The sequence below is a fragment of the Neorhizobium sp. NPDC001467 genome (assembly GCF_050275975.1).
Taxonomy (GTDB): Bacteria; Pseudomonadota; Alphaproteobacteria; order Rhizobiales; family Rhizobiaceae; genus Neorhizobium.
Genome location: NZ_JBNNPS010000012.1, coordinates 36,598 through 55,071 on the forward strand (window position 1 = coordinate 36,598; position 18,474 = coordinate 55,071).

An 18,474-nucleotide genomic window follows, 5' to 3' on the forward strand; every position below is an offset into this window, starting at 1 on the left:
CACCGCCGCTCACGCAGCAGAAAACTTCACCACCTTGATCGCTTCGAAATTCTGTACCCCACCACCGACACGCTTGGTCGTGTAGAACAGCACATAGGGCTTGGCCGAATAGGGATCGCGCAGAATACGCACGCCGGCCCGATCGACCACGAGATAGCCGGAGCGGAAGTCGCCGAAGGCGATCGCCGGCGCATTGGCGGCGATATCCGGCATCTCCTCGGCCTCGGCCACCGGGAAGCCGATCAGCGAGGCGGCCTGCCCGGCCACGGCCGGCGGACGCCACAGGTAATTGCCGTCCGCGTCCTTGAATTTGCGCAGCTCCGCCTGGCTGCGGCGGTTCATCATGAAGGTGGCGTTCTGGCGGTGCTTGGCCTTGAGCGCATAGATCACGTCGACCAGCGTGTCGGAAGGGTTGGCTGCCTTGAATGCACCGGCGACGCCGGTTGCCACGTGACCGAGGCTGCCCCAGCTCCAGTCCTTCTCGGCAACCGTCGGATAGGACAGGAAGCCCTTGGGCTTGTTGATGCCGTCGCCGCGGATGAAGGCGTCGCCCTCCTGCTCGGCGAACACCATGTCCACCTCGCCGGCGATCCAGGCTTCGATGTCGACAGCCGCATCGTCGAGCAGCGCCTGCGTGGCGGCCGGCATGGCGTAGAGTTCCATGGTCGGGAAGGTCAGTTCGGAAAGCTGCGGCGTATCGGTCTGCGGCCGCGCCGCCGTTTCGGAGACCCAGCCGGTGGCCAGCCCCGCCGCCGCGAACGGCTTTTTCAGCACTGCGCCCGAAACCGTGCGCACCGTCGAAAGCGCGCGCATCGGCGACACGACGGAAATCCGCCGGCCGATCTCGTCGTCGGTTTCCGGCGGCACCAGATAGCCGCCATCGGCCCCGCCGGCGCCGGAAAACGCCTTGGCCTCGAGTTCGCGCAGACCCTGGTCGTCGCCCCGCCGGATATAGGCGTCGAAGGCCGCCTTGTGCTCGGCAAATTCCGGTCCCGTCTCGCGCGATGTCGCGTCCCGGCCCGCCCCCAGCGCCGGGCGCGCCTTTTTCAGAAGCAGGTGGTCCAGTGCCTTCTTGTTGTCGTCGATTGCGCGGTTGATGCGCTCCATCTTGTCGCGCGTCACCACATCGGCGCTCATCTTTTCCTCGATCTCGCCGAGGCGCCGGTCATTGACCTCCTTGAAGGCTTCGAACGCCTCCATGAAATCTTCGAAAGCCGCCGTCACCGTATCCGGCACGGCCTTCACTTCCGGCGCCATTTTCGGCACTGCCATACGCGTCTGTTCCGTCATGTCGGTCATCCTCACAGGTTGGAATTTCAGGTTCGAACTGCCTTTCAGGTCGGCTTGAAGCGCGGGGCGAACATCATCCGGGCCGCCCTTCGCATCTGGCGGGCAAGCTCGGTTTCGCGGTCGCGGAAAAAGCGCGCATGCTTGACGTCCGACACCCGCGCCGAAGGCAGCATCGGAAAGGTGACGACGGAAATTTCCCAAAGCTCGGCTTCGAGAATACGCCGCACGCCGGTCTTGGCGTCCGTGCGCGCCTTGACGCTGCGAAACCCGATCGACAGCCCGTCCAGCGCGCCCGTCTTCATCAGCGAAAACACCTCGCGGGCCCGCGTCACGCCGGGCGACAGCAGGCCTTCCACATAGAGCCCGCGGGCATCCTCGCGGATGGTCTTCCAGGCGCCGATCGGCTCGGCCGGGTCGTGCTGGTAGAGCATGCGCACCTGCCCGGCGCCACGCTCGACAAGCGAATGCCGGAACGCGCCGCGCTCGATCGTGTCACGGCCGAGATCGACCTCGCCAAACACGCTGGCATAGCCGCAAAACACCCCGTCGCCGGTGACGCCGGCCAGTTCGAGATTGGCAAATTTGCGCGCATGGGGGCGTGGCCCGCGATAAGCGTGCATGAAATCCTCCTCGTCATGGTATGAAAGGCCGCAAAACCGGTCGGCGCCCGCTCTTGAGGCCCGCAACCGCTCGCGCTATGATCGTCTCCGCACCCCGCGCGGGAGGAAGACATGCAGACGCTGTTCCTGATCGCCCTCGGCTTCGTGTCCGGCTCCGCCATCATCGCCGGCGCCATCTACCTTGCCATCAGGCTCCCCGGTCTTTCCAGAAAGCGGCGCTTCGCCGCAGCGACCGTCCATAGCGACAGCAAGCCCGACGGCATGGTGTTCACCGCCGCCGCCATCAGCCATTGCATTTCGGACAGCGGTTTCGGTGGCAGCGGCGATGGCGGCGGCGGTGGCGACTGCTGACGCCTATCCCGATTTTCGCCCATAGCGGGACGCGATCCTCGACAGCGCACCCAGCACCCACCAGGCACACAGGCTGGCCGCGGCCGAGCCGGCCAGCATCATGTCGGTGGCCGATACCGCATCGGCGATGTCGGCGCGCTCGGCCAGCCAGATCCCGGCCGGCCCGCCGAAGATCAGCCCGCAGCTGACCCCGGTGACGAAGCGGCTCAACGCCTCGCGCCGGTTTTCGGGCAGAAGATAGATCAGCGAAACGGCCGCACCGGCCACGGCGCCGAGCGCCCTTGCGGTCCACACGCCGGCATCGTTTCCGAGACCGGCTCCCAGATCGGTGCCGAGTTCAGCCATTGTTAATCATTCCCTGCAAGACTGAGGATCTGTCAGATGTCGGACCGCGCTCGCCTTAGAGCTGCTCGGATCCCGTTCTCGATACGGCCATTCGCCTGGGCCTCGTTCCAGGCAGAAGGCGGGAGGCAGCAAAACCCGCTGCCGGGGCATCGCCCATAGCGCGCCGCTACGTTCCCGGTTGCATAACCCCGGCCAGAACGCTCACAAACCGCTTTAACGTTTCCGGTTTTTTACAGTCCGCATAATCACTTGCCTCCACGTCTTGCAAGGTTGAGTGCGGAGCTTGCGCGGTTGAGTGAATCTCTTCACCCTTCGGATGAAGCGATCAGATATCCGCGTCCTTTTCGAGATCGGCAGGTCCCTGGCGTGCATGGAGAATGGACACGATCAGGATACGATCGCTCTTGATGACGTAATCGAAGTGGTAAGGTGCGGATACCCAGCGCCGCACGCCTTCGACGGGAGCGACGCTCATGCCAATCTCGGAATATCGCCCGATCAATCTGATCGCCTTCTTTACCTGTTCGGAGAAAGCAAGCGATGCGCGTCTGCTATGAACGGAAAGATAAGCTTTTTCCCGATTCACATATCGTATTGCTTCCTCCGCTAGGATGACTTTCATTACGCAGCGTCCTCGCGGTCCATACGATCAAGCTGCGTGAAAAACTCCTCCGCATCCACACATCGGCCGGCCTCGATATCATCAAATCCGCGCTGAATGCTGAGAACTTCCGCTCCCTCCGCCATCAAATAATACTTCAAAGCCCGCACGATCACCCAGCTGCGACTGCGTTCGCTGGCCTGCGCGATCTTTTCGATATCATCGAGAATGTCGAGCGGTACGCGTAGCGTGATCGGATCGGACAGAACAGGCTTGTCGGTCATGGGACCCTCCTTTGTAATACGCCGTATTACAACCTACGCCCTTCTGCCCGTATTCTCAATAGCCCACGGCCTCGCGCTTCTCCTCATCGGTGAGAAACGTCGCCGCCCCTACCCGCGTCCACAGCGCGTCGCGCTCGGCGGCCAGGCCCACCACCTGGTCGAGATCCGGCGCCAGCCGCAGCGGCACGTCGAACGCTGCTGCGAGCCAGACCGAAAAACTCGCCGCCGTGCGAAAAATCATTGGCAGCACGGTCAGGCGGTAGAAGGCACGGTGCGCCTCCTGATAATTGGCATAGGTATTGTCGCCGGGAATGCCGAGCAGCATGGGCGGCACGCCGAGGCCGAGCGCGATGTCGCGCGCCGCACCGTTCTTCGCCTCCATGAAATCCATATCCTTGGGCGAAAGCGCCATCGCCTTCCAGTCGAGCCCGCCCTCCAGGAGCAGCGGCCGCCCCGCATTGACGGCGCCGGCATAACCGGCCTCCAGTTCCTCCTTCAGCCGTTCGTACTGGTCGGGCGAAAGATTGCCGCCGTCCTTGGGCTGATAGACGAGCGCGCCGGACGGCCGTGCCGAATTGTCGAGCAGCGCCTTGTTCCAGCCGGCCGCCGCATTGGAAAGGTCGAGCGCCGCGCCAGAGGCTGCAAGCGGCGACAGGCCGCAATGGTCGTCCAGCGGGTGAAACAGTTTCAGGTGCAGCAGCGCGGCTGCGCCCGATGTCGCCTCGGCTTCCGCCGGCAGACGCCGCACGACGCCGCCGGCTCGGTAGTCATAGGCCAAGGGCCAGCCGTCCCGCCCCTCGACGATCGCCACCCGGTCGGGCCGCAGCAGATGCAGTTCCCGCACCCGCCCGCCAACGGCCAGCGCCTCCACATAGGCATTGCCGGACAGAAGAAGATGCCCGTACAGCGTCTCGAAGAAATCCGCCCCGACCTGGCGTGCATTCGGTCGCGCCAGGAGCGTCAGCGCCGCATGATCGGCCTTCTCCTCAGGCCCTTCATAGGCCAGCCAGGGCACGCAGGCGGCCGCCTCGGTGATCATCCGCACCGCCCGATGCGCCACCGGGTTGCGCATGAACCCGGCCCGCGCCAGGGCGGCATAGCTACGGCCCGACCAATGCGCCGTCCCATCAGATGCAAGCATCGCAAAACCCGAAGCCAGGGCGGCCGCCTGGGCCTTCACTTCGGAGACAGGCGAAACCGTCCCCGCCTTGTCCTGCCGCGCAAGAAACCATGGCCGCCGAAAAGGAGATTTCATCGCGATCGATCCTCTGTTGAGCGCGGCCCCGCGCGCCATGTCCCCACTACCGGCCCTCATCGCCGAAGCCCGTGCGTCGTCAATAACAGCGCTGCGCCGTACCCCCGGCCCCTGCTGCAAACCGGCCTTTCTCAGCAACCCCGTCAATGCCGCAGCCTCCCTGCCCTCCGACCCGGCTGCGAGATCGCCCTTCTCGAAGGGGCCGGCGACACCGCCTGCTTTTCTGCCCCGCCATCAACGCCTCTCGCCGTCAGCACCCCGCATCGGCCCAGGCCGTCGCAGCTCGATAGCGATGCTGCGTCCACATCCTGGCCCCCTGCTGCAAAACCGGCCTTTCTCAGCGATGCCGTCAGTGCCGCAGGTTCCCTACCCCGAGCCGGCTGCGAGATCGCTTTTCTGGGGCACAGACGACACCGCCTGCTTTTCTGCCCCGCCATCAACGCCTCTCGCCGTCAGCACCCCGCATCGGCCCAGGCCGCCGCAGCTCGATAGCGATGCTGCGCCCACGCCCCTGGGCCCCTGCTGCAAAACCGGCCTTTCTCAGTGATGCCGTCAGTGCCGCAGGTTCCCTACCCCGAGCCGGCTGCGAGATCGCTTTTCTGGGGCACGGACGATGCCGCCTGTTCTCTGCCCCGCCGTCGGCACCCCGCATCGGCCCAAGCCGTTGCGACGCCCTGCGACAGGCAACCCGCTGCGCACCGCCGAACCCATGGTTCAGCGCCCCCGGCGATCACACGCAGGCTGCAGCTTTCCGCGTCGCGCGACGCACCAAACCTACGCCCCCAAGCAATTCGCCTCACCTGATTGGCGCGACTTGCCGTGCCTCAATCGATGCGCTCCAGTCGAAGCGCCCCAGTCGATGCGCCGCGGTCGATGCGCCCCGGTCGATGCGCCCCGGTCGATGCGCCCGTTGGCGGCTCCCCGCCGATGCCTCCCGGGCCAATGCATGCACTCCGCCGTCCGTCCACATCGCCGCGCCGCCCTAAAGCCCAGCCGCTGCCGCGGCAAATGCCCGGGCATGGTCCGCCACGCGCTCGGCCCTGTCGGTGCCGTTGACGATGCGGCGCGCCCCCGTCCAGTCGGCCTTGCCGGGGGTGAAAAAGACATCCAGCCGCCAGCCGGTAAAGAGACCGACCCGCATGCCCTCGACGAGAATCTTGGCGGCAATGTCGAGCCGCATGGCAAGCGCCGGCTCGGCCACCAGGTCGAAGCCCGTCAGGTCGGCCATCGCCTGGTAATTGCGTTTATGCGTCAGCTGAACGAAGCCGCGCCCAAACCAGCTCTTGCCCTGCGCATCGGGCCGCCAATACGGTGTGCGCACCGAAGGAAGACGGCCGGCCCGATAGGCGCGTTCCAGCCTTTCCACCGCCTGTCCGTCGCTATCGGCCAGCGTTTCGCGCACCGGCTGCATGGTCGCCGCGGTCTCGTGGAAGGCAGTCGCCAACACGTAGGCGAGCGCCGGGTCGGGCGTTTTCGAACGTCGGCCCCAGCTGTCCAGAATGGCGTCCAAGCCCGCCACCTGCGGCCTCGATAGCCTGCCGCCAAAGGGATTTGCGCGCAGGCGGGCAAAGAATTGGGCTCTGTCGATGGTCATGCTGCACCTCCTTCTCCCGACCGCTCTAGGGTCTCTCCGCTGCAAATTCCAAGTTTCAATCGGTTTAGAAAAACTAAATCGTTTTAAAGACTTACGGGCCGATTTACTTTCGCCGATCGGTATGGAACCAAGTTGGGCGCCCGGCGTTAGCTGTCGGTTTTGAACGAAGGAGATCATGATGATGAGCCAGCCAGCCTCCGTAATGCCCGTTGGGCAGCCGATCCCGCAGCATGTCGCCGAGCGTCTGGAATCCGAATGGCGTCAGGTCCGCGAAAGCGCACCCTCGCCGGTCACGGCCAAGCGCTGATCCTCGTCGTCCCGCGCATCGCCGCGGGACCGGCCCATCCCGGCCCGCCAGCCCCGCAGGACAATGCCGGCGGCGGCGGCACGCCGCGACAGTCGCCCACTGTCGTCGTCGCATCGCGCCGGTTTCGGCATCGACGTACTCTTCTCAACGCCCCTCCGCCATTCAACTGCCCTCAAATGCCGCGCACGCGCGGCTCGCCCTGGCCGTCCAGCACCAGAGCCGTCAGCGCCCAGACCAGAGCGTCCAGCCGGTCCGGCGAGCGGCCCGAGGACAGGCCGTCCGGTCCGAAATCGCACATCTGGTCTTCCAGCGCGGCAAATTTGCCGGCATGCAGCACACGTCCCTGTTCGTAGAGCGCCGCCACCGGTTCGGCGCGTGAAAACTTGCCCCGGGTCGCGCGCACCATCGTCACCGGCAGGCCGGCATCGACGCTTTTGAGCATGGCCATCACCATGTCGCCGCCCTGGTTGACCTCGGCCACCACGCGGTCGGCGGCAAAGCGCGCATAGGCTTTCCTGACCGCCTGCGCCCAGCCGGCCGGGCTTGCCCCCTCGACTGAGCAGTCGGCAAGAACCACCGCCCGCCCAAGGCCGCCCGCGGCCGCATCCCTGTCCTCGATCCCGGCCACCACGATGCCGCAGCACGATGCCTCGCCGGAACCCGATGGCGGATCGACCGCCACCACGATGCGCCGCGGCGGCGCAAAGGCGCGCGTCACGCAGGCTTCCAGATCGGCCCGTTTCCACAAGGCGTCGGCGCGGTCCTCGATCAGTTCACCGGCAATCTCCTGACGGCCAAGCCGCGTTCCGCCATACCGGCTTTCCAGCACCGCCAGGAAACCGGGCGCCAGATTGCGTTCATTGGCCGCCGTCGACATGCGCACCAGATGCGTGCCCGGATCGGCGATCAGCCGTTTCAGCACCGGCACCGGGCGCGGCGTCGTCGTCACCAGCTGGCGCGGATCATTGCCCAGCCGCAGACCGAACTGCAGCATGTCGAAGGTCTCCTGCGCATGTTTCCACTTTGCCAGTTCGTCGCACCAGGCGAAGTGAAACTGCGGTCCGCGCAGGCTTTCGGGGTCTTCGGAGGAAAAGATCTGCGCCACCGCGCCGTTCGGCCAGACCAGCCGACGCCGGGAGGCCTCGAAAACCGGCCGGTCGAGACGGGCAATGCGGCAGATGCCCGAAGCCCCGTCCACCATTACCTCGCGGGCATCGCCCAGCGTTTCCGCCACGAGCGCAATGCGCAGGTCGCTGCGCGGCGCCGCCGATGCCACGGCGTGCACCCATTCCGAGCCCGCCCGCGTCTTGCCCGAACCGCGCCCGCCCATCAGCAGCCAGGTACGCCATACGCCCTCCGGCGGTTTCTGGGTTTCGCGGCCGGTCAGCTCCCAGGTCCGACCGATGGCATGGACATGGGCGCAGACCAGCCGGTTTTCGCCGATACCATCGGCATCCCCGGCCCCCGCATCGGCCCGATCCCCATCCCCATCCCCATCCCCGACCGTAGCCCCAGCCCGGGCTTTGTCCCCGGCTCTGCCTCCTGCTCGGGGTCCTGCCTTTTCTGTGTCTCTGGCTCTGGCTTTGGCGCTGGCGCTTGCCCTTACTCCGTCCTCGAGCCCGTCGCCGTCGCTGGCTCCGTCCTCGACGCGATTGACCCTCGCACCGCTCTCGGCTTCATCCCCGGCACCGTCCTCGGCAACATTCCTGGCCCTTGCGTCGCCCTCAGCCCCATTGCCGTCGCTGGCTCCATCCTCGACCCAATTGTCGACCCTCTCGCCGCTCTCAGCAGCATCCTTATCCTGGGCTCTGGCTCTGGCTCTGGCCCCATCCCCGTCTCCGGTTCCATGCCCATCCCACGCTCTGGCCGCATTCCGGCTCTTGGCTCCAGTCCTGCCCGCATCCCCATCCTGGGCTGTAGCTTCATCCCTAGCGCCGTCCTCGGCTCCATCCTCGGCAGCATTCCCGGCCCCGGCTCCATCCTCGACCCAATTGCCGACCCCGGCTCCGCCTTGGGATCCATCGCTGTCGCTGGCCTTGGCCCCATCCCTGTTTTCGTCCACGGTCCCGGCTGCACCGGCCGCCGCAGGCAGAAAACGTTGCGCCCCCGCGCCGGCGATCAGGTCAGCAGAAGCGGTAACAGAAATGTCGCAATCGGCGCTTTCGCCTTGGTCGTTTCGTCTCCCGCCGGACGACGACATTGCCGCTCGAGCTTTCGCCCCGCGCTTCCCGCCGTTTTCATGCGGCAAGGTCGCAGTCCGCCCCGTCTCTCGTTCCGACCCCGTCGAGGGCTCGCCCGGTTGGGTGGTCCCGTTTCGCAGTAACGGCAAACGAGGATCGTCCCCCGTCTGCCGGTCGGCGCTCGCAACTGCGGGTAAAAATCCCGGCTTCTGCAGGTCGGACCTTGCCCCTTCAACACCGTCCGGCGGAAGTGCAACAGTTTTGCCGGCCTCGATCCCGTTCATGAGGTCCGCACCCGCTACGCGCGCCGTCTGCCAGACATGCCTGATCTTGCCCATCTGGTCCTCATGCGCAGCGAACAGACCGGAAAGCTTCTCCTCAACCGGTGTCGGGCAGTGGCGGTCCTTCCCCAGCCGCACCGCCGGGCTCGTCAGGATCAAGACCGGCCGCGCGACACCGCTGGCGATAGCGCTCCTGCGCGCGTTCATCGATAAGCCGGTCGACCTCAAGCAGCGCCTCCTGATAGCTGCCCGCCTCCGCCGCCCGTTCGGCTTCGTCCTGCCGGTCGCGGGCCAATTGCCGCTGCAGCGTGTCGATCTTTTCAAGCGTGCGCACGATCAGCGACATGGCATCGGTCGCAGCCTTGATATCGGCCCGCGCCAGTTTCTGCGCCGCGTCGTCGCCGCCGTCCAGCATGCTTTCCGCAGCGCTGCGCAGCCGGCGAAACGTCTCGAACTGGTCTTTCAGTTCCAGCACCGCTTCGTTGAGGATTGGCCGCATGTCGCTTGCCGCGCCTGCCTCGGCTCGCCGCTGTTCGACCGATTTCAGCTCGAGCGTCACGTCCCGCACGCTCTGCCTCAGACCGGCATGACCCGCCTCAGCAAAGGGGCCGAACAGGCCGAGATCGAAACTGTCGAGATCCACGGACATGCAAAAGCCCTCCGCGCCAGCCAGCAGACCGTCGCATCATCAACCCATCGAAAAATCGGAATTTGTTGCCGGAAGCGGATCCATCCGCACCTCTGCGACCATGCACAAACCCTATCAAAAGACCGTCACGCCGTCAAGGATTATTTTCCTATTTTGTTTCGCTTTTGCCGCCAGTTCTGTCAAAGGACGGATCAACGCCATCTTCTCGGGAACGGAAACGGGTGCGGATACGGCTCCAGATGGCACCCTCAACTCCTGCTCGGCGCGAGCCCCCTCATCCGTGGACGAGCTGTCCAGCGTCATCACGCGGATGCCTGCCAAGCCAGGTTTTGCGCGTGTGCAGCTTGGCCTCCCGCGTGGCCAGATCCGGCAAGGACTGCCGAGCGTTACGAAGGCCCTCGCCAACGCCCGTCCCACACCCCGCAACAATCAACGCTTGCGCATCCCGCCCCATGTCGCATAGTGGCGCCCGCTTTCCTGCCATCCGAGGTGCCGCTCATGTCCAACACGCCGCTGCCGCTATTTGCCGGCCTTTCCGCTTTCCCGCTCACGCCTGCGGATGAAGACGGCCGTGTTGAAACGGATGCGCTGCAGGCGCTGGTCGCCCGCATCGTCGATGGCAAGGCGACTTCCATCGGCCTGCTCGGAAGCACGGGTGCTTACGCCTATCTCTCTCGCGAGGAACGCCGCCGCGCGGTGGACGCTGCAATCGAGGCCGCCGCCGGCCGGATCCCGGTCATTGCCGGCATCGGCGCAATCCGCACCGATCAGGTTCAGGCGCTTGCCCGCGATGCCGCAGCAGCCGGTGCCGACGGACTTCTGCTCGCTCCGGTTTCCTACACGCCGCTGACGGAAGAGGAGGTGTTCCAGCATTACGCCACGGTCGCCGCCACCACCGATCTGCCGCTTTGCGTCTATAACAACCCCTCCACCACGCATTTCACCTTCAGCGAAAGCCTGATTGCGCGCCTGTCGGCCATCGAAACCATCCGGGCCGTCAAGATGCCGCCGCCAAAAGACCTCGATTTTTCCGGCGAAATGGCGCGTCTGCGCAATAACGCCGCTGCGGATTTCGCCATCTGCTATAGCGGCGACTGGCATGGCGCCGAAGCCCTGCTGGCCGGCGCCGATGCCTGGTACAGCGTCGTCGGCGGCCTGTTTCCGCATGCGGCTGCAGCCCTTACCAAATCCGCCCGCGAGAAGGATGCCGGCGAGACCGCCCGCATCGACACCATGTTCGAACCGCTCTGGTCGCTGTTTAAGGCGCATGGCAGCCTGCGCGTCATCTATGCCGCTGCAAACCTTCTCGGCCTCACAAAAGCTGCGCCTCCGCGCCCGATCCTGCCCTTGCCCGAAATGCTCCTGCCGGAGATCGAAAAAGCCATTGCCGCCCTGCCGGAACGGTGAGCCAACCTGCCCCAAAACCCTGCAACGAAAACACATTCATGCAAGCCAAAATCTACCACAACCCTACCTGCGGCACCTCGCGCAACACGCTGGCGCTGATCCGCAATGCCGGTATCGAACCCGATGTCGTCGAATACCTGAAGACGCCGCCCGCCCGCGCCGAACTGGTGGACATGATCGCCAGTGCCGGGCTCACGGTCCGCCAGGCGATCCGCGAAAAAGGCACACCCTATGCGGAACTCGGCCTCGATAACCCGATGCTTTCGGACGACACGCTCCTTGACGCCATGCTGGACAACCCGATCCTCATCAACCGTCCCTTCGTGGTGACGGATCTCGGCACGCGGCTGGCCCGTCCCTCGGAACTTGTGCTGGATATTTTGCCGGATACCCACAGAGGTCCGTTTTCAAAGGAAGACGGGGAATTGGTGATCGGCGCGGACGGGCGGCGCATCCGGACGTGATGGGTTGCCCACTTGTTGTTTTTCTCCCGCAGGCGGAGCGACAAGGCCACAGCATCTTTTCCTCTCGCGTTGCGGGAGAGATAGCCACTCCGCGAGAGGAAAAGCCGACCACCGGACGCGCGTGATGGGGCGCAAACACCCAACGCCAATCACGTCCCCCAGAGCGTTTGTGAGACCCGCTGATCCCTCGTTGGCGCAGTCGTCAGATCGGAAAATTCCTGCTGATCCTCACAGAATTCTTCAACGCCGTCGTCAGCCGTTCGAAGAAGCTCAGATCGCCGTAATTCGCCGCCGCGATCGCTTCTCGATGCGGAGCGGCGAACGCGTCACACGGAGGATGTTGCAAAGACGTCCGACAGCTTTGCCCGGAAATGCGACGAAGATCCTAAAATCGTTTCCGGGCAGGCCATAGCTTCCCCTCCCATCGTGACCGAAGTTACGTCCCGCAAAAGGTCCGCAACACCCGCTGGTCCACTGTCGGCGGCGTCATAAGCTCAGAGAATTCCGGCTGATCCTCATAGGGTCTCTCCAGCGCTGTCGTCAGCCGTTCGAAGAAGCTCAGATCGCCGTAATTCGCCGCCGCGATCGCTTCCTCGATGCGGTGATTGCGCGCAATGATCGCCGGGTTTTTGGCGCGCATGGCCACCTGCTGCGCATCGGCGCCCCTTCCGTCTCGCGCCAGCCTCTGCCGCCAATCCACCAGCCAATCCGCAGCCGCCTGCCTTGCCGTTGTCTGGCTGACCGTCGTCGTGCCTACTGTCGTCTCGCCTACTGTCGTCTGGCCCCCTGTCGTCTGGCCCCCTGTTATCCGGCCTGTCGACGCCCTGCCTGCTGCGGCCTGTGCGGCGTCCGCGCCCGCCTCCAGCGCCTCTTGTGAAAACAGGTCCAAAAACGGCGCCTCGCCCTCGACTGTTACCGCATCACCAAGCCGGCGGAAACTCAAGGTGAAATCCGCCTCGCCCGCATGCATGGCCGCCAGAAGGCGCTGCACCAGCGCACCATCGCCGTCTTCGTGGCCCGAAAGACCGATCTTCTGTGAAAATTCCGTCAGCCACGCCGCCTGGAACCGTTCGCCGAAAACCTTCAGCACGCCGTTGGCAGCTTCCACCGCCTTCTCCTCGTCGGCGTCCAGCAGCGGCAGCAGGCATTCTGCCAGGCGCGCGATGTTCCATTGGGCAATGCCCGGCTGGTTGCGATAGGCATAGCGCCCCTGCGCATCGATCGACGAAAACACTTTCATCGGATCGTATTCGTCGAGAAAGGCGCAAGGGCCGAAATCGATCGTCTCGCCCGAAATCGTCATGTTGTCGGTATTCATCACGCCGTGGATGAAGCCGACGCCGAGCCACCGCGCGACGAGCGCCGCCTGCCGCGCCGCGACGGCATCCAGAAGCGAAAGATACGGATTTTTCGCCGTCTCCAGATCGGGATAGTGCCGCGCAATGACATAGTCGGAAAGCACCTTGATGCCGTCCGTGTCGTTGCGTGCCGCCAGATACTGGAACGTGCCGATACGCACATGACTTGCCGCCACCCGCACGAAAACCGCGCCCTGCTGCGGCGTTTCGCGATAGACAGGCTCGCCGGTCGCCACCGCCGCAAGTGCCCGTGTCGCCGGTATGCCAAGCGCGGCAAAGGCTTCGGAGACCACATATTCGCGCAGCACCGGCCCCAGCGCCGCGCGCCCGTCGCCGCGGCGCGAAAATGGCGTCGGGCCGGCGCCCTTCAGCTGGATATCGCGGCGTTTGCCGTTCACGTCGATCACTTCGCCAAGCAGGATCGCCCGGCCATCGCCCAGCTGCGGCACGAAATTGCCGAACTGGTGGCCGGCATAGGCCATGGCGATCGGCTCGGCGCCCTGCGGCAGGACATTGCCGCCAAAAATCGCCGCCAGCCGGTTTTCATCCGCATCCGGCCCGAAACTGTGAGGCTCCAGCTGAAGCTCGCGCGCCAGATCGCCATTGAACTTCAAAAGCGTCGGGCCCTCGACCGCCTCGGGATAGACGGAGGTATAAAACCGCTCCGGCAGGCGCGTATAGCTGTTGTCGAAATGAAACATGAAACCTCCGGCACGATCGATCGGCTCCTCCGAATATGGGGAATGCCCGCCTATTCGCAACCACCCGGTCCGAACCGGCGCACCGGCTCGCGGTTCCCTGCCAGCCGCCCTCATCGCCGGCGGCCTTCGCCCCTCCCGTCTCTCCGGTTTCCACGGTTCCTCAGCTTTCCGCCTCTCCAGTTCCGGACTGCCGCACCGGCTCGCGGTTTTCTGCCAGCCGCCCTCATCGCCGGCGGCCTTCGCCCCTCCCGTCTCTCCGGTCTCCACGGCTCCTTCTCCGCCTCTTGCCTACACGGTCCCGGGTTGCGGTCTCCTGTCCGGCCGATTCCCTGCCTTCCCGTCTGGCTGCCTCTCGGGGTCCTTGTCCCCGGGCCCATGCCCCCAAATTCCCGGAATTAAGTAGCAACTGCCACCAACCAAGCCGAGAAGCGTAGTCACGACATGACGGCACTGATCTGCTATAGTAACCTGAAGAAGGGAGCACGACATGCAAGCTATTGAACACGGTCGTGTCTCGGCGGAGGATTTCCTCGCGTGGATTCTCGGTCAAGAGGGCAGATTCGAGCTGGTTGATGGTTATGTCATCGAGATGATGGCTGGTGCCAAGCAGGGCCACAACGTTGTCGTTTCGAACATCGTTTCCTCGCTGGGGCCGCAGTCGAAAGCTGGCGGCTGCCGAACGACTTCAAGCGACACAGCCGTCCAGACGCTGGCGAGCACCATTCGGTACCCCGACATTGTCGTGGACTGCGGTCCTCCCGACCCGGACGCGGTGGTTGCCGAAAGCCCCACACTTGTGGTGGAGGTCTCGTCCCCCGGCACGAGTTCAGTGGACACCACCGACAAGCTCGACGAATACCGGGAACATCCGGCGGTCCGGCTCATCATGTTCGTCGAGCCGAGCAGTGTCCTCGTCAAGCTCTACAGACGCGACAGCGAAGGAGCGTGGGGGGCCGAGAAGTACGATGACCTCGAAAGCGTGATCGACATGCCGGAGATCGGCGCTTCTCTCGCGATGTCCGAAATTTACGACACGCTCACGCCTCGCAACCGTCCACGCTTGCACTTTATTGAGGAGATCAACGGTCAAAAACCGCGTTGATCACTGAATCAGAGCGGCGGTAGCGGTTTGGTGGTGCCTCCGCCATCAGGCGTTCAATCTGCTCGCCAACTTCTCTCTGCTTCCGCTTTGTTTCATCCTCAATCCCGAACATTCGTTACTCGATACAAGCGAATGAATGCTAGGCGGTCATCCTGGCGAAGTCTGGTGGCAGTTGCTGCCGAATATCGCAAATTCCCTGCCCCCGGCGCCACGGTTCAGGCCGTTCTTGCCTTTGCCCGTGAACTTACGTTCTGCCCACTTCCCGTCGGCCCCGCTTGCGCCTCGCCGACTGTTCGCCTCCCACGACCCGCCATTCTCGTCCGTCCGGCTGCGGCGCGGCTGCTTCCGGTTCCGTGCTTCCCAGTTTCCTGCCCTTCCCGCCTTCGTGGGTCCTTGCCCCCGGCCCCTGTCGCCTCGTCCCTGCACCCTGCCTCTTGCGCCTTGCCTCTTGCGCCTTGCGCCGCGGTTCCGGCCTTTCTTGCCTGCGTCCATGCCACTCTCAATCTACCCGCCCTCCGATCAGCCCGCATTTCCGACCCTCCGGCCGTCCGCAACCCTACGGCCCACCATTCTCGTTTGCCCGGCTCCGGCGCGGCTGCTGTCGGCTCCGTACCTCCCCGGTTCCCTACCCCTCCATCCTCCGCGTGCCACCTCCGGCTTGCTTCCATCCGGCGAACAGCTTTTCCGCCGCGCCCATCGTCCGCTTCCAGCGAGCCATTCGCCTGCCCGGCTCCCGGCGCGGCTAATGTAGGCCCCGTGCCCTCCAGTTCCCTTCAGGCTCCGCGCGTCGCCACCGGCTTGCTTCCATCTGGCTGGCGCTTTCCGCCGCCTCAATTGTCCGCGTCCACGACCAGCCATTCTGGTTGGCTCCCGGCGTGGCCGCCTTGCGGCTTCTTGGCCATGCCGCGGCTTCCGTGTCCCAGTCCCCACCTTTCCCCGCTCCGAGCGCGCCGCCTGAAGCCTGCCACCGTTCCAATTGGCTGCTTTCCAGCCAATTCGGCTGTCTGTCCCCACAAGCCGCTCCCCTCGACTTCCCGGTCCTCGCGTGGCCGGCGCCCGGCTCCCTGCGTCCTGTTCCCCACTGTCCTGCCTCACGCGTTCCACTCCCGTCCCCCTTCCGGTTGGCCCGTTTCCGCCTCGCCGGCTGTCCGCGCCCTACGCCCCGCCCTTCTCGTTTGCCTGGCTCCCGGCCCGGCTCCCCACCCGTTTTCCGTCAGCGAGCGGATTATCCCATCCGCTCTGACCATTTTGGTTTGGCGCACTGGCCGATCCTGCCTATATGAAGCGGATCAAGCAGGAGTGCATATGGCCAGCCTCGACACCATCATCGACGATTTCGCCTTTCTCGACGATTGGGAGGATCGCTATCGCTACGTCATCGAGCTGGGAAAGGCGCTGCCGGAACTGTCGGATGACAAACGTGATGCGCGCTACAAGGTCAACGGCTGCGCCAGCCAGGTCTGGCTGGTCAGCCACATCGCCGATGACAGCGCCGATCCGATCATGACATTCGAAGGCGACAGCGACGCCCATATCGTGCGAGGCCTCGTCGCCATCGTGCTGGCCGTCTATTCCGGCAGGAAGGCGTCGGACATCGCCAAAACGGACGCGATCGCGATCTTCGATCGGATCGGTCTGGTCGAGAACCTGTCGTCGCAGCGCGCCAACGGCCTGCGCTCGATGGTCAAGCGCATCCGCGAAGAAGCTCTGGCGCTCGCACCGGCGTGACCCTCGCCTTGCAACCAAGCCCTTGCCTGCGATTGCGGAGACTTCGCTGACGCTACGATGTTGAACCACTCCCTCTCCGCCAAGGGAGAGAGACAGCCGCGGTGCCCACGCATTTCGCTGCGGGAGAGGATGGCCAAACCGCGAGCGGCAAAGTCGCTCGCGGGGCCGGTTGCCGAGAGGTATCCTTCACATCCGCGGCCGGAAATCGCCGTCGCCCCAGTGATGGTTGCGGCGGCTCTTGGCGGGTGGCGGGGCGTAATGGCGCGCCAGCGCCAGAAGCGCCGCCCGCAGCATCAATTTGGCCGAGCGCGCCGGCCACAGCCGTTCGCGCTCCACGCTTTCCAGCCCTTTCGCAAAGCAGCAGACATCCACCGCCACGCCGGCAAGCTCCGGGCCCATCGCCTCGACAGCGCGGGCAAAACGGTCACGCGCAGCCATCGCGCCATCGCTGACCGGTCCGTTTTCGGCGCCGCGCCGGCCGCTGCCGCTTTCCAGCCGTGGCTCCCAGGAGGCGGTGATGCGCGGCTGCATCTGGCCGCGCGTGAAATCGGCGGCCAGCCGATCGCCGGCATCGAAGGCGGCCTGCGGCAGGAACGGCGCGCCGCCGCGATCCTTGAGCCGCCCCAAGGGCGCAAGCGGCGATTCGTTGAGGTTGCGGCGCACCGCCTGACTGGCACCCTCCACCATCGCCGTATCGTCGACGAGGACACGATGCTGGTCGGCGAATTCCTCTTCACTGCCGCTCAGCGCCCGGCGCAGAAAGGCACGCGCGGCCGGCAGGGCTTCGAGCACCAGACCGCGGCGCTGCGCCAGCCCACGCGACAGCGCAAGCGCCACGATGGCTGCGGAAAACTCCGGGCCATCCGTCTTCTCCGATTTCGCTGCCCCCTGACCCTGACCCTGACCCTGACCCTGACCCTGACCCTGACCCTGACCCTGACCCTCCAGCCTGATCCGGCGCCCGTCGTCAACTGCAATCCGGCAGGGGCCGCGCATCAGCAGGCGCAGCAGTTTCAACACCATCCGACCGCTCGTGCCGCTGCCGATAGCGGACTCGCCCGCGCCGACCATGCCGACCCCGGACATCGTATCAACCGTATCTGCGGTAGCGCGAGCGTTGCCCACCGCCGCCCCCGCCATATCGAGGGCGCCCCCGTCGCTGGCGCCCGTGCCGGCCTGTGCCTTGCCTTCGTGGTCAATCATGCTCAAAACCCTCCGGTCGTCCGAACGCGGCCAGCGCCATGCGCTCGACACAGGCTACGAAAGCGTCGAACGACGGATTGTCGCGACGATCCTCGGTGATATGGCAGGCATGGCGGACGGTGCTGCGGGCGCAGCCGTTGACGCCGGCAATGGCAGTCATCGGCAGGCTGAGCGTTACATGGCAGACATACATGGCAATCTGGCGCACATGGCTGGCGATCTGGCCTCGCTCGCGAAAATCGGCCATCCGGCCGCCGGCAAGAACCATCGCCTCCCAGACCAGCAGGCGCACCGCCCGGCAGATGCGTCCGGCTGGCAAACCGACCGGCGCCGGTTCCGGCGGCGGCGCTGCGGCCGGGCATGTTCCGACCACGCGTATGGAAAAATTCGGATGCATCGAAACCCTCCCCATCCAAAATAGGCATTTATTCCTATATTCATAACAGGGAATGGATAAACTGCAACTGCCGCAAGCGTGATATCTGCGCTGGCGGCCAGAATAACGGCACAAGATATCTAAAATAAAGGATTATTTTCCTTGTTGGTTGGCTCGCACCTGTCCGCAACCGATAATCCCGCCCCGCGGCTCGGCCTTGCCTCGGTTTGCCTTGCCTTGCCTTGCCTTGCCTTGCCTTGCCTTGCCTTGCCTTGCCTTGCCTTGCCTTGCCGAGACTACCGACCTGCCTTGCCCTGTCCACCGGTTTCGCGGCCCAAGGCGAAAGGCGGGAGGTTCGCTTAGGCATGGTTGCTCCAG

19 protein-coding genes are annotated in these 18,474 nt (G+C 65.0%); 7 read left to right on the plus strand and 12 right to left on the minus strand.

The features are described from left to right. Positions 1–9 precede the first annotated feature (9 nt). Together ACQKKX_RS18535 and ACQKKX_RS18540 are read right to left on the minus strand one after the other, a co-directional pair. Positions 10–1,290, minus strand: coding sequence for a phage major capsid protein (locus tag ACQKKX_RS18535; RefSeq protein ID WP_427572755.1), 1,281 nt, complete (start codon positions 1,288–1,290; stop codon positions 10–12). 44 nt (positions 1,291–1,334) lie between these two features. After that, positions 1,335–1,910 (minus strand): HK97 family phage prohead protease, encoded by a 576-nt coding sequence (locus tag ACQKKX_RS18540; RefSeq protein ID WP_427572756.1) that lies wholly within the window; start codon positions 1,908–1,910, stop codon positions 1,335–1,337. A gap of 111 nt (positions 1,911–2,021) precedes the next feature. Between ACQKKX_RS18540 and ACQKKX_RS18545 the strand changes: the two genes are divergently transcribed. Continuing rightward, positions 2,022–2,261 (plus strand): hypothetical protein, encoded by a 240-nt coding sequence (locus tag ACQKKX_RS18545; protein WP_427572757.1) that lies wholly within the window; start codon positions 2,022–2,024, stop codon positions 2,259–2,261. Positions 2,262–2,264: 3 nt separating this feature from the next. Here the strand turns inward: ACQKKX_RS18545 and ACQKKX_RS18550 are convergent, their stop codons facing one another. From ACQKKX_RS18550 to ACQKKX_RS18570, 5 genes are all read right to left on the minus strand, one after another. Further along, positions 2,265–2,606: a DUF6107 family protein gene (locus ACQKKX_RS18550; RefSeq protein WP_427572758.1), complete on the minus strand. Its 342-nt coding sequence runs from the start codon at positions 2,604–2,606 to the stop codon at positions 2,265–2,267. Positions 2,607–2,931: 325 nt separating this feature from the next. After that, on the minus strand, positions 2,932–3,081 hold the full coding sequence (locus tag ACQKKX_RS18555) for a hypothetical protein (RefSeq protein ID WP_427572760.1): 150 nt from the start codon (positions 3,079–3,081) through the stop codon (positions 2,932–2,934). Between the two features lie 146 nt (positions 3,082–3,227). Next, entirely contained in the window at positions 3,228–3,491 is a 264-nt protein-coding gene (locus ACQKKX_RS18560) for a CopG family ribbon-helix-helix protein (RefSeq protein WP_427572761.1), read from the minus strand. A 55-nt stretch (positions 3,492–3,546) separates the two neighbouring features. Beyond that, positions 3,547–4,746 (minus strand): phage portal protein, encoded by a 1,200-nt coding sequence (locus ACQKKX_RS18565; protein ID WP_427572762.1) that lies wholly within the window; start codon positions 4,744–4,746, stop codon positions 3,547–3,549. Positions 4,747–5,728: 982 nt separating this feature from the next. After that, positions 5,729–6,340: a glycoside hydrolase family 19 protein gene (locus ACQKKX_RS18570; protein WP_427572764.1), complete on the minus strand. Its 612-nt coding sequence runs from the start codon at positions 6,338–6,340 to the stop codon at positions 5,729–5,731. A gap of 181 nt (positions 6,341–6,521) precedes the next feature. Here ACQKKX_RS18570 and ACQKKX_RS18575 point away from each other — a divergent pair, with 181 nt between their 5' ends. Beyond that, on the plus strand, positions 6,522–6,647 hold the full coding sequence (locus ACQKKX_RS18575; protein WP_427572766.1) for a hypothetical protein: 126 nt from the start codon (positions 6,522–6,524) through the stop codon (positions 6,645–6,647). A gap of 172 nt (positions 6,648–6,819) precedes the next feature. Here the strand turns inward: ACQKKX_RS18575 and ACQKKX_RS18580 are convergent, their stop codons facing one another. Together ACQKKX_RS18580 and ACQKKX_RS18585 are read right to left on the minus strand one after the other, a co-directional pair. Next, entirely contained in the window at positions 6,820–8,076 is a 1,257-nt protein-coding gene (locus tag ACQKKX_RS18580) for a DNA-packaging protein (RefSeq protein WP_427572900.1), read from the minus strand. A 1,129-nt stretch (positions 8,077–9,205) separates the two neighbouring features. Then, a complete protein-coding gene (locus ACQKKX_RS18585; RefSeq protein ID WP_427572768.1) occupies positions 9,206–9,757 on the minus strand; it encodes a hypothetical protein in 552 nt (183 codons plus the stop codon). On the opposite strand from ACQKKX_RS18585, the gene ACQKKX_RS18590 reads away from it, so the two are divergent. From ACQKKX_RS18590 to arsC, 3 genes are read left to right on the plus strand one after another with little or no spacing between them, the layout of a single operon-like run. Next, entirely contained in the window at positions 9,756–10,220 is a 465-nt protein-coding gene (locus ACQKKX_RS18590) for a hypothetical protein (RefSeq protein WP_427572769.1), read from the plus strand. The two genes, ACQKKX_RS18585 and ACQKKX_RS18590, sit on opposite strands and share 2 nt — an antisense overlap. A gap of 35 nt (positions 10,221–10,255) precedes the next feature. Beyond that, positions 10,256–11,164: a dihydrodipicolinate synthase family protein gene (locus tag ACQKKX_RS18595; RefSeq protein ID WP_427572771.1), complete on the plus strand. Its 909-nt coding sequence runs from the start codon at positions 10,256–10,258 to the stop codon at positions 11,162–11,164. A gap of 38 nt (positions 11,165–11,202) precedes the next feature. Next, complete coding sequence (gene arsC / locus ACQKKX_RS18600) at positions 11,203–11,628, plus strand: arsenate reductase (glutaredoxin) (RefSeq protein ID WP_427572773.1); 426 nt, start codon at positions 11,203–11,205, stop codon at positions 11,626–11,628. Between the two features lie 436 nt (positions 11,629–12,064). On the opposite strand, the gene ACQKKX_RS18605 is transcribed toward arsC, so the two are convergent. Further along, entirely contained in the window at positions 12,065–13,687 is a 1,623-nt protein-coding gene (locus ACQKKX_RS18605; protein ID WP_427572775.1) for a protein adenylyltransferase SelO, read from the minus strand. 487 nt (positions 13,688–14,174) lie between these two features. Here ACQKKX_RS18605 and ACQKKX_RS18610 point away from each other — a divergent pair, with 487 nt between their 5' ends. Further along, the gene (locus tag ACQKKX_RS18610) at positions 14,175–14,789 is read left to right on the plus strand and encodes a Uma2 family endonuclease (RefSeq protein WP_427572777.1); all 615 of its coding nucleotides are present in this window, start codon (positions 14,175–14,177) and stop codon (positions 14,787–14,789) included. 1,305 nt (positions 14,790–16,094) lie between these two features. Beyond that, entirely contained in the window at positions 16,095–16,517 is a 423-nt protein-coding gene (locus ACQKKX_RS18615) for a SufE family protein (RefSeq protein ID WP_427572778.1), read from the plus strand. Between the two features lie 186 nt (positions 16,518–16,703). On the opposite strand, the gene ACQKKX_RS18620 is transcribed toward ACQKKX_RS18615, so the two are convergent. Further along, complete coding sequence (locus ACQKKX_RS18620; RefSeq protein WP_427572780.1) at positions 16,704–17,720, minus strand: DUF6456 domain-containing protein; 1,017 nt, start codon at positions 17,718–17,720, stop codon at positions 16,704–16,706. Further along, entirely contained in the window at positions 17,713–18,117 is a 405-nt protein-coding gene (locus ACQKKX_RS18625; RefSeq protein ID WP_427572782.1) for a helix-turn-helix domain-containing protein, read from the minus strand. Before ACQKKX_RS18625 ends, ACQKKX_RS18620 begins: the two co-directional genes overlap by 8 nt. Positions 18,118–18,474 lie beyond the last annotated feature (357 nt).

What these genes read in the sequence shown, in the direction of transcription:
- ACQKKX_RS18535 (WP_427572755.1), bottom strand. Translation starts at nt 1,290, where the DNA reads ATGACGGAACAGACGCGTATGGCAGTGCCGAAAATGGCGCCGGAAGTG.
- ACQKKX_RS18540 (WP_427572756.1), bottom strand. Translation starts at nt 1,910, where the DNA reads ATGCACGCTTATCGCGGGCCACGCCCCCATGCGCGCAAATTTGCCAAT.
- ACQKKX_RS18545 (WP_427572757.1), top strand. Translation starts at nt 2,022, where the DNA reads ATGCAGACGCTGTTCCTGATCGCCCTCGGCTTCGTGTCCGGCTCCGCC.
- ACQKKX_RS18550 (WP_427572758.1), bottom strand. Translation starts at nt 2,606, where the DNA reads ATGGCTGAACTCGGCACCGATCTGGGAGCCGGTCTCGGAAACGATGCC.
- ACQKKX_RS18555 (WP_427572760.1), bottom strand. Translation starts at nt 3,081, where the DNA reads ATGAGCGTCGCTCCCGTCGAAGGCGTGCGGCGCTGGGTATCCGCACCT.
- ACQKKX_RS18560 (WP_427572761.1), bottom strand. Translation starts at nt 3,491, where the DNA reads ATGACCGACAAGCCTGTTCTGTCCGATCCGATCACGCTACGCGTACCG.
- ACQKKX_RS18565 (WP_427572762.1), bottom strand. Translation starts at nt 4,746, where the DNA reads ATGAAATCTCCTTTTCGGCGGCCATGGTTTCTTGCGCGGCAGGACAAG.
- ACQKKX_RS18570 (WP_427572764.1), bottom strand. Translation starts at nt 6,340, where the DNA reads ATGACCATCGACAGAGCCCAATTCTTTGCCCGCCTGCGCGCAAATCCC.
- ACQKKX_RS18575 (WP_427572766.1), top strand. Translation starts at nt 6,522, where the DNA reads ATGAGCCAGCCAGCCTCCGTAATGCCCGTTGGGCAGCCGATCCCGCAG.
- ACQKKX_RS18590 (WP_427572769.1), top strand. Translation starts at nt 9,756, where the DNA reads ATGCAAAAGCCCTCCGCGCCAGCCAGCAGACCGTCGCATCATCAACCC.
- ACQKKX_RS18585 (WP_427572768.1), bottom strand. Translation starts at nt 9,757, where the DNA reads ATGTCCGTGGATCTCGACAGTTTCGATCTCGGCCTGTTCGGCCCCTTT.
- ACQKKX_RS18595 (WP_427572771.1), top strand. Translation starts at nt 10,256, where the DNA reads ATGTCCAACACGCCGCTGCCGCTATTTGCCGGCCTTTCCGCTTTCCCG.
- arsC (WP_427572773.1), top strand. Translation starts at nt 11,203, where the DNA reads ATGCAAGCCAAAATCTACCACAACCCTACCTGCGGCACCTCGCGCAAC.
- ACQKKX_RS18605 (WP_427572775.1), bottom strand. Translation starts at nt 13,687, where the DNA reads ATGTTTCATTTCGACAACAGCTATACGCGCCTGCCGGAGCGGTTTTAT.
- ACQKKX_RS18610 (WP_427572777.1), top strand. Translation starts at nt 14,175, where the DNA reads ATGCAAGCTATTGAACACGGTCGTGTCTCGGCGGAGGATTTCCTCGCG.
- ACQKKX_RS18615 (WP_427572778.1), top strand. Translation starts at nt 16,095, where the DNA reads ATGGCCAGCCTCGACACCATCATCGACGATTTCGCCTTTCTCGACGAT.
- ACQKKX_RS18620 (WP_427572780.1), bottom strand. Translation starts at nt 17,720, where the DNA reads ATGATTGACCACGAAGGCAAGGCACAGGCCGGCACGGGCGCCAGCGAC.
- ACQKKX_RS18625 (WP_427572782.1), bottom strand. Translation starts at nt 18,117, where the DNA reads ATGCATCCGAATTTTTCCATACGCGTGGTCGGAACATGCCCGGCCGCA.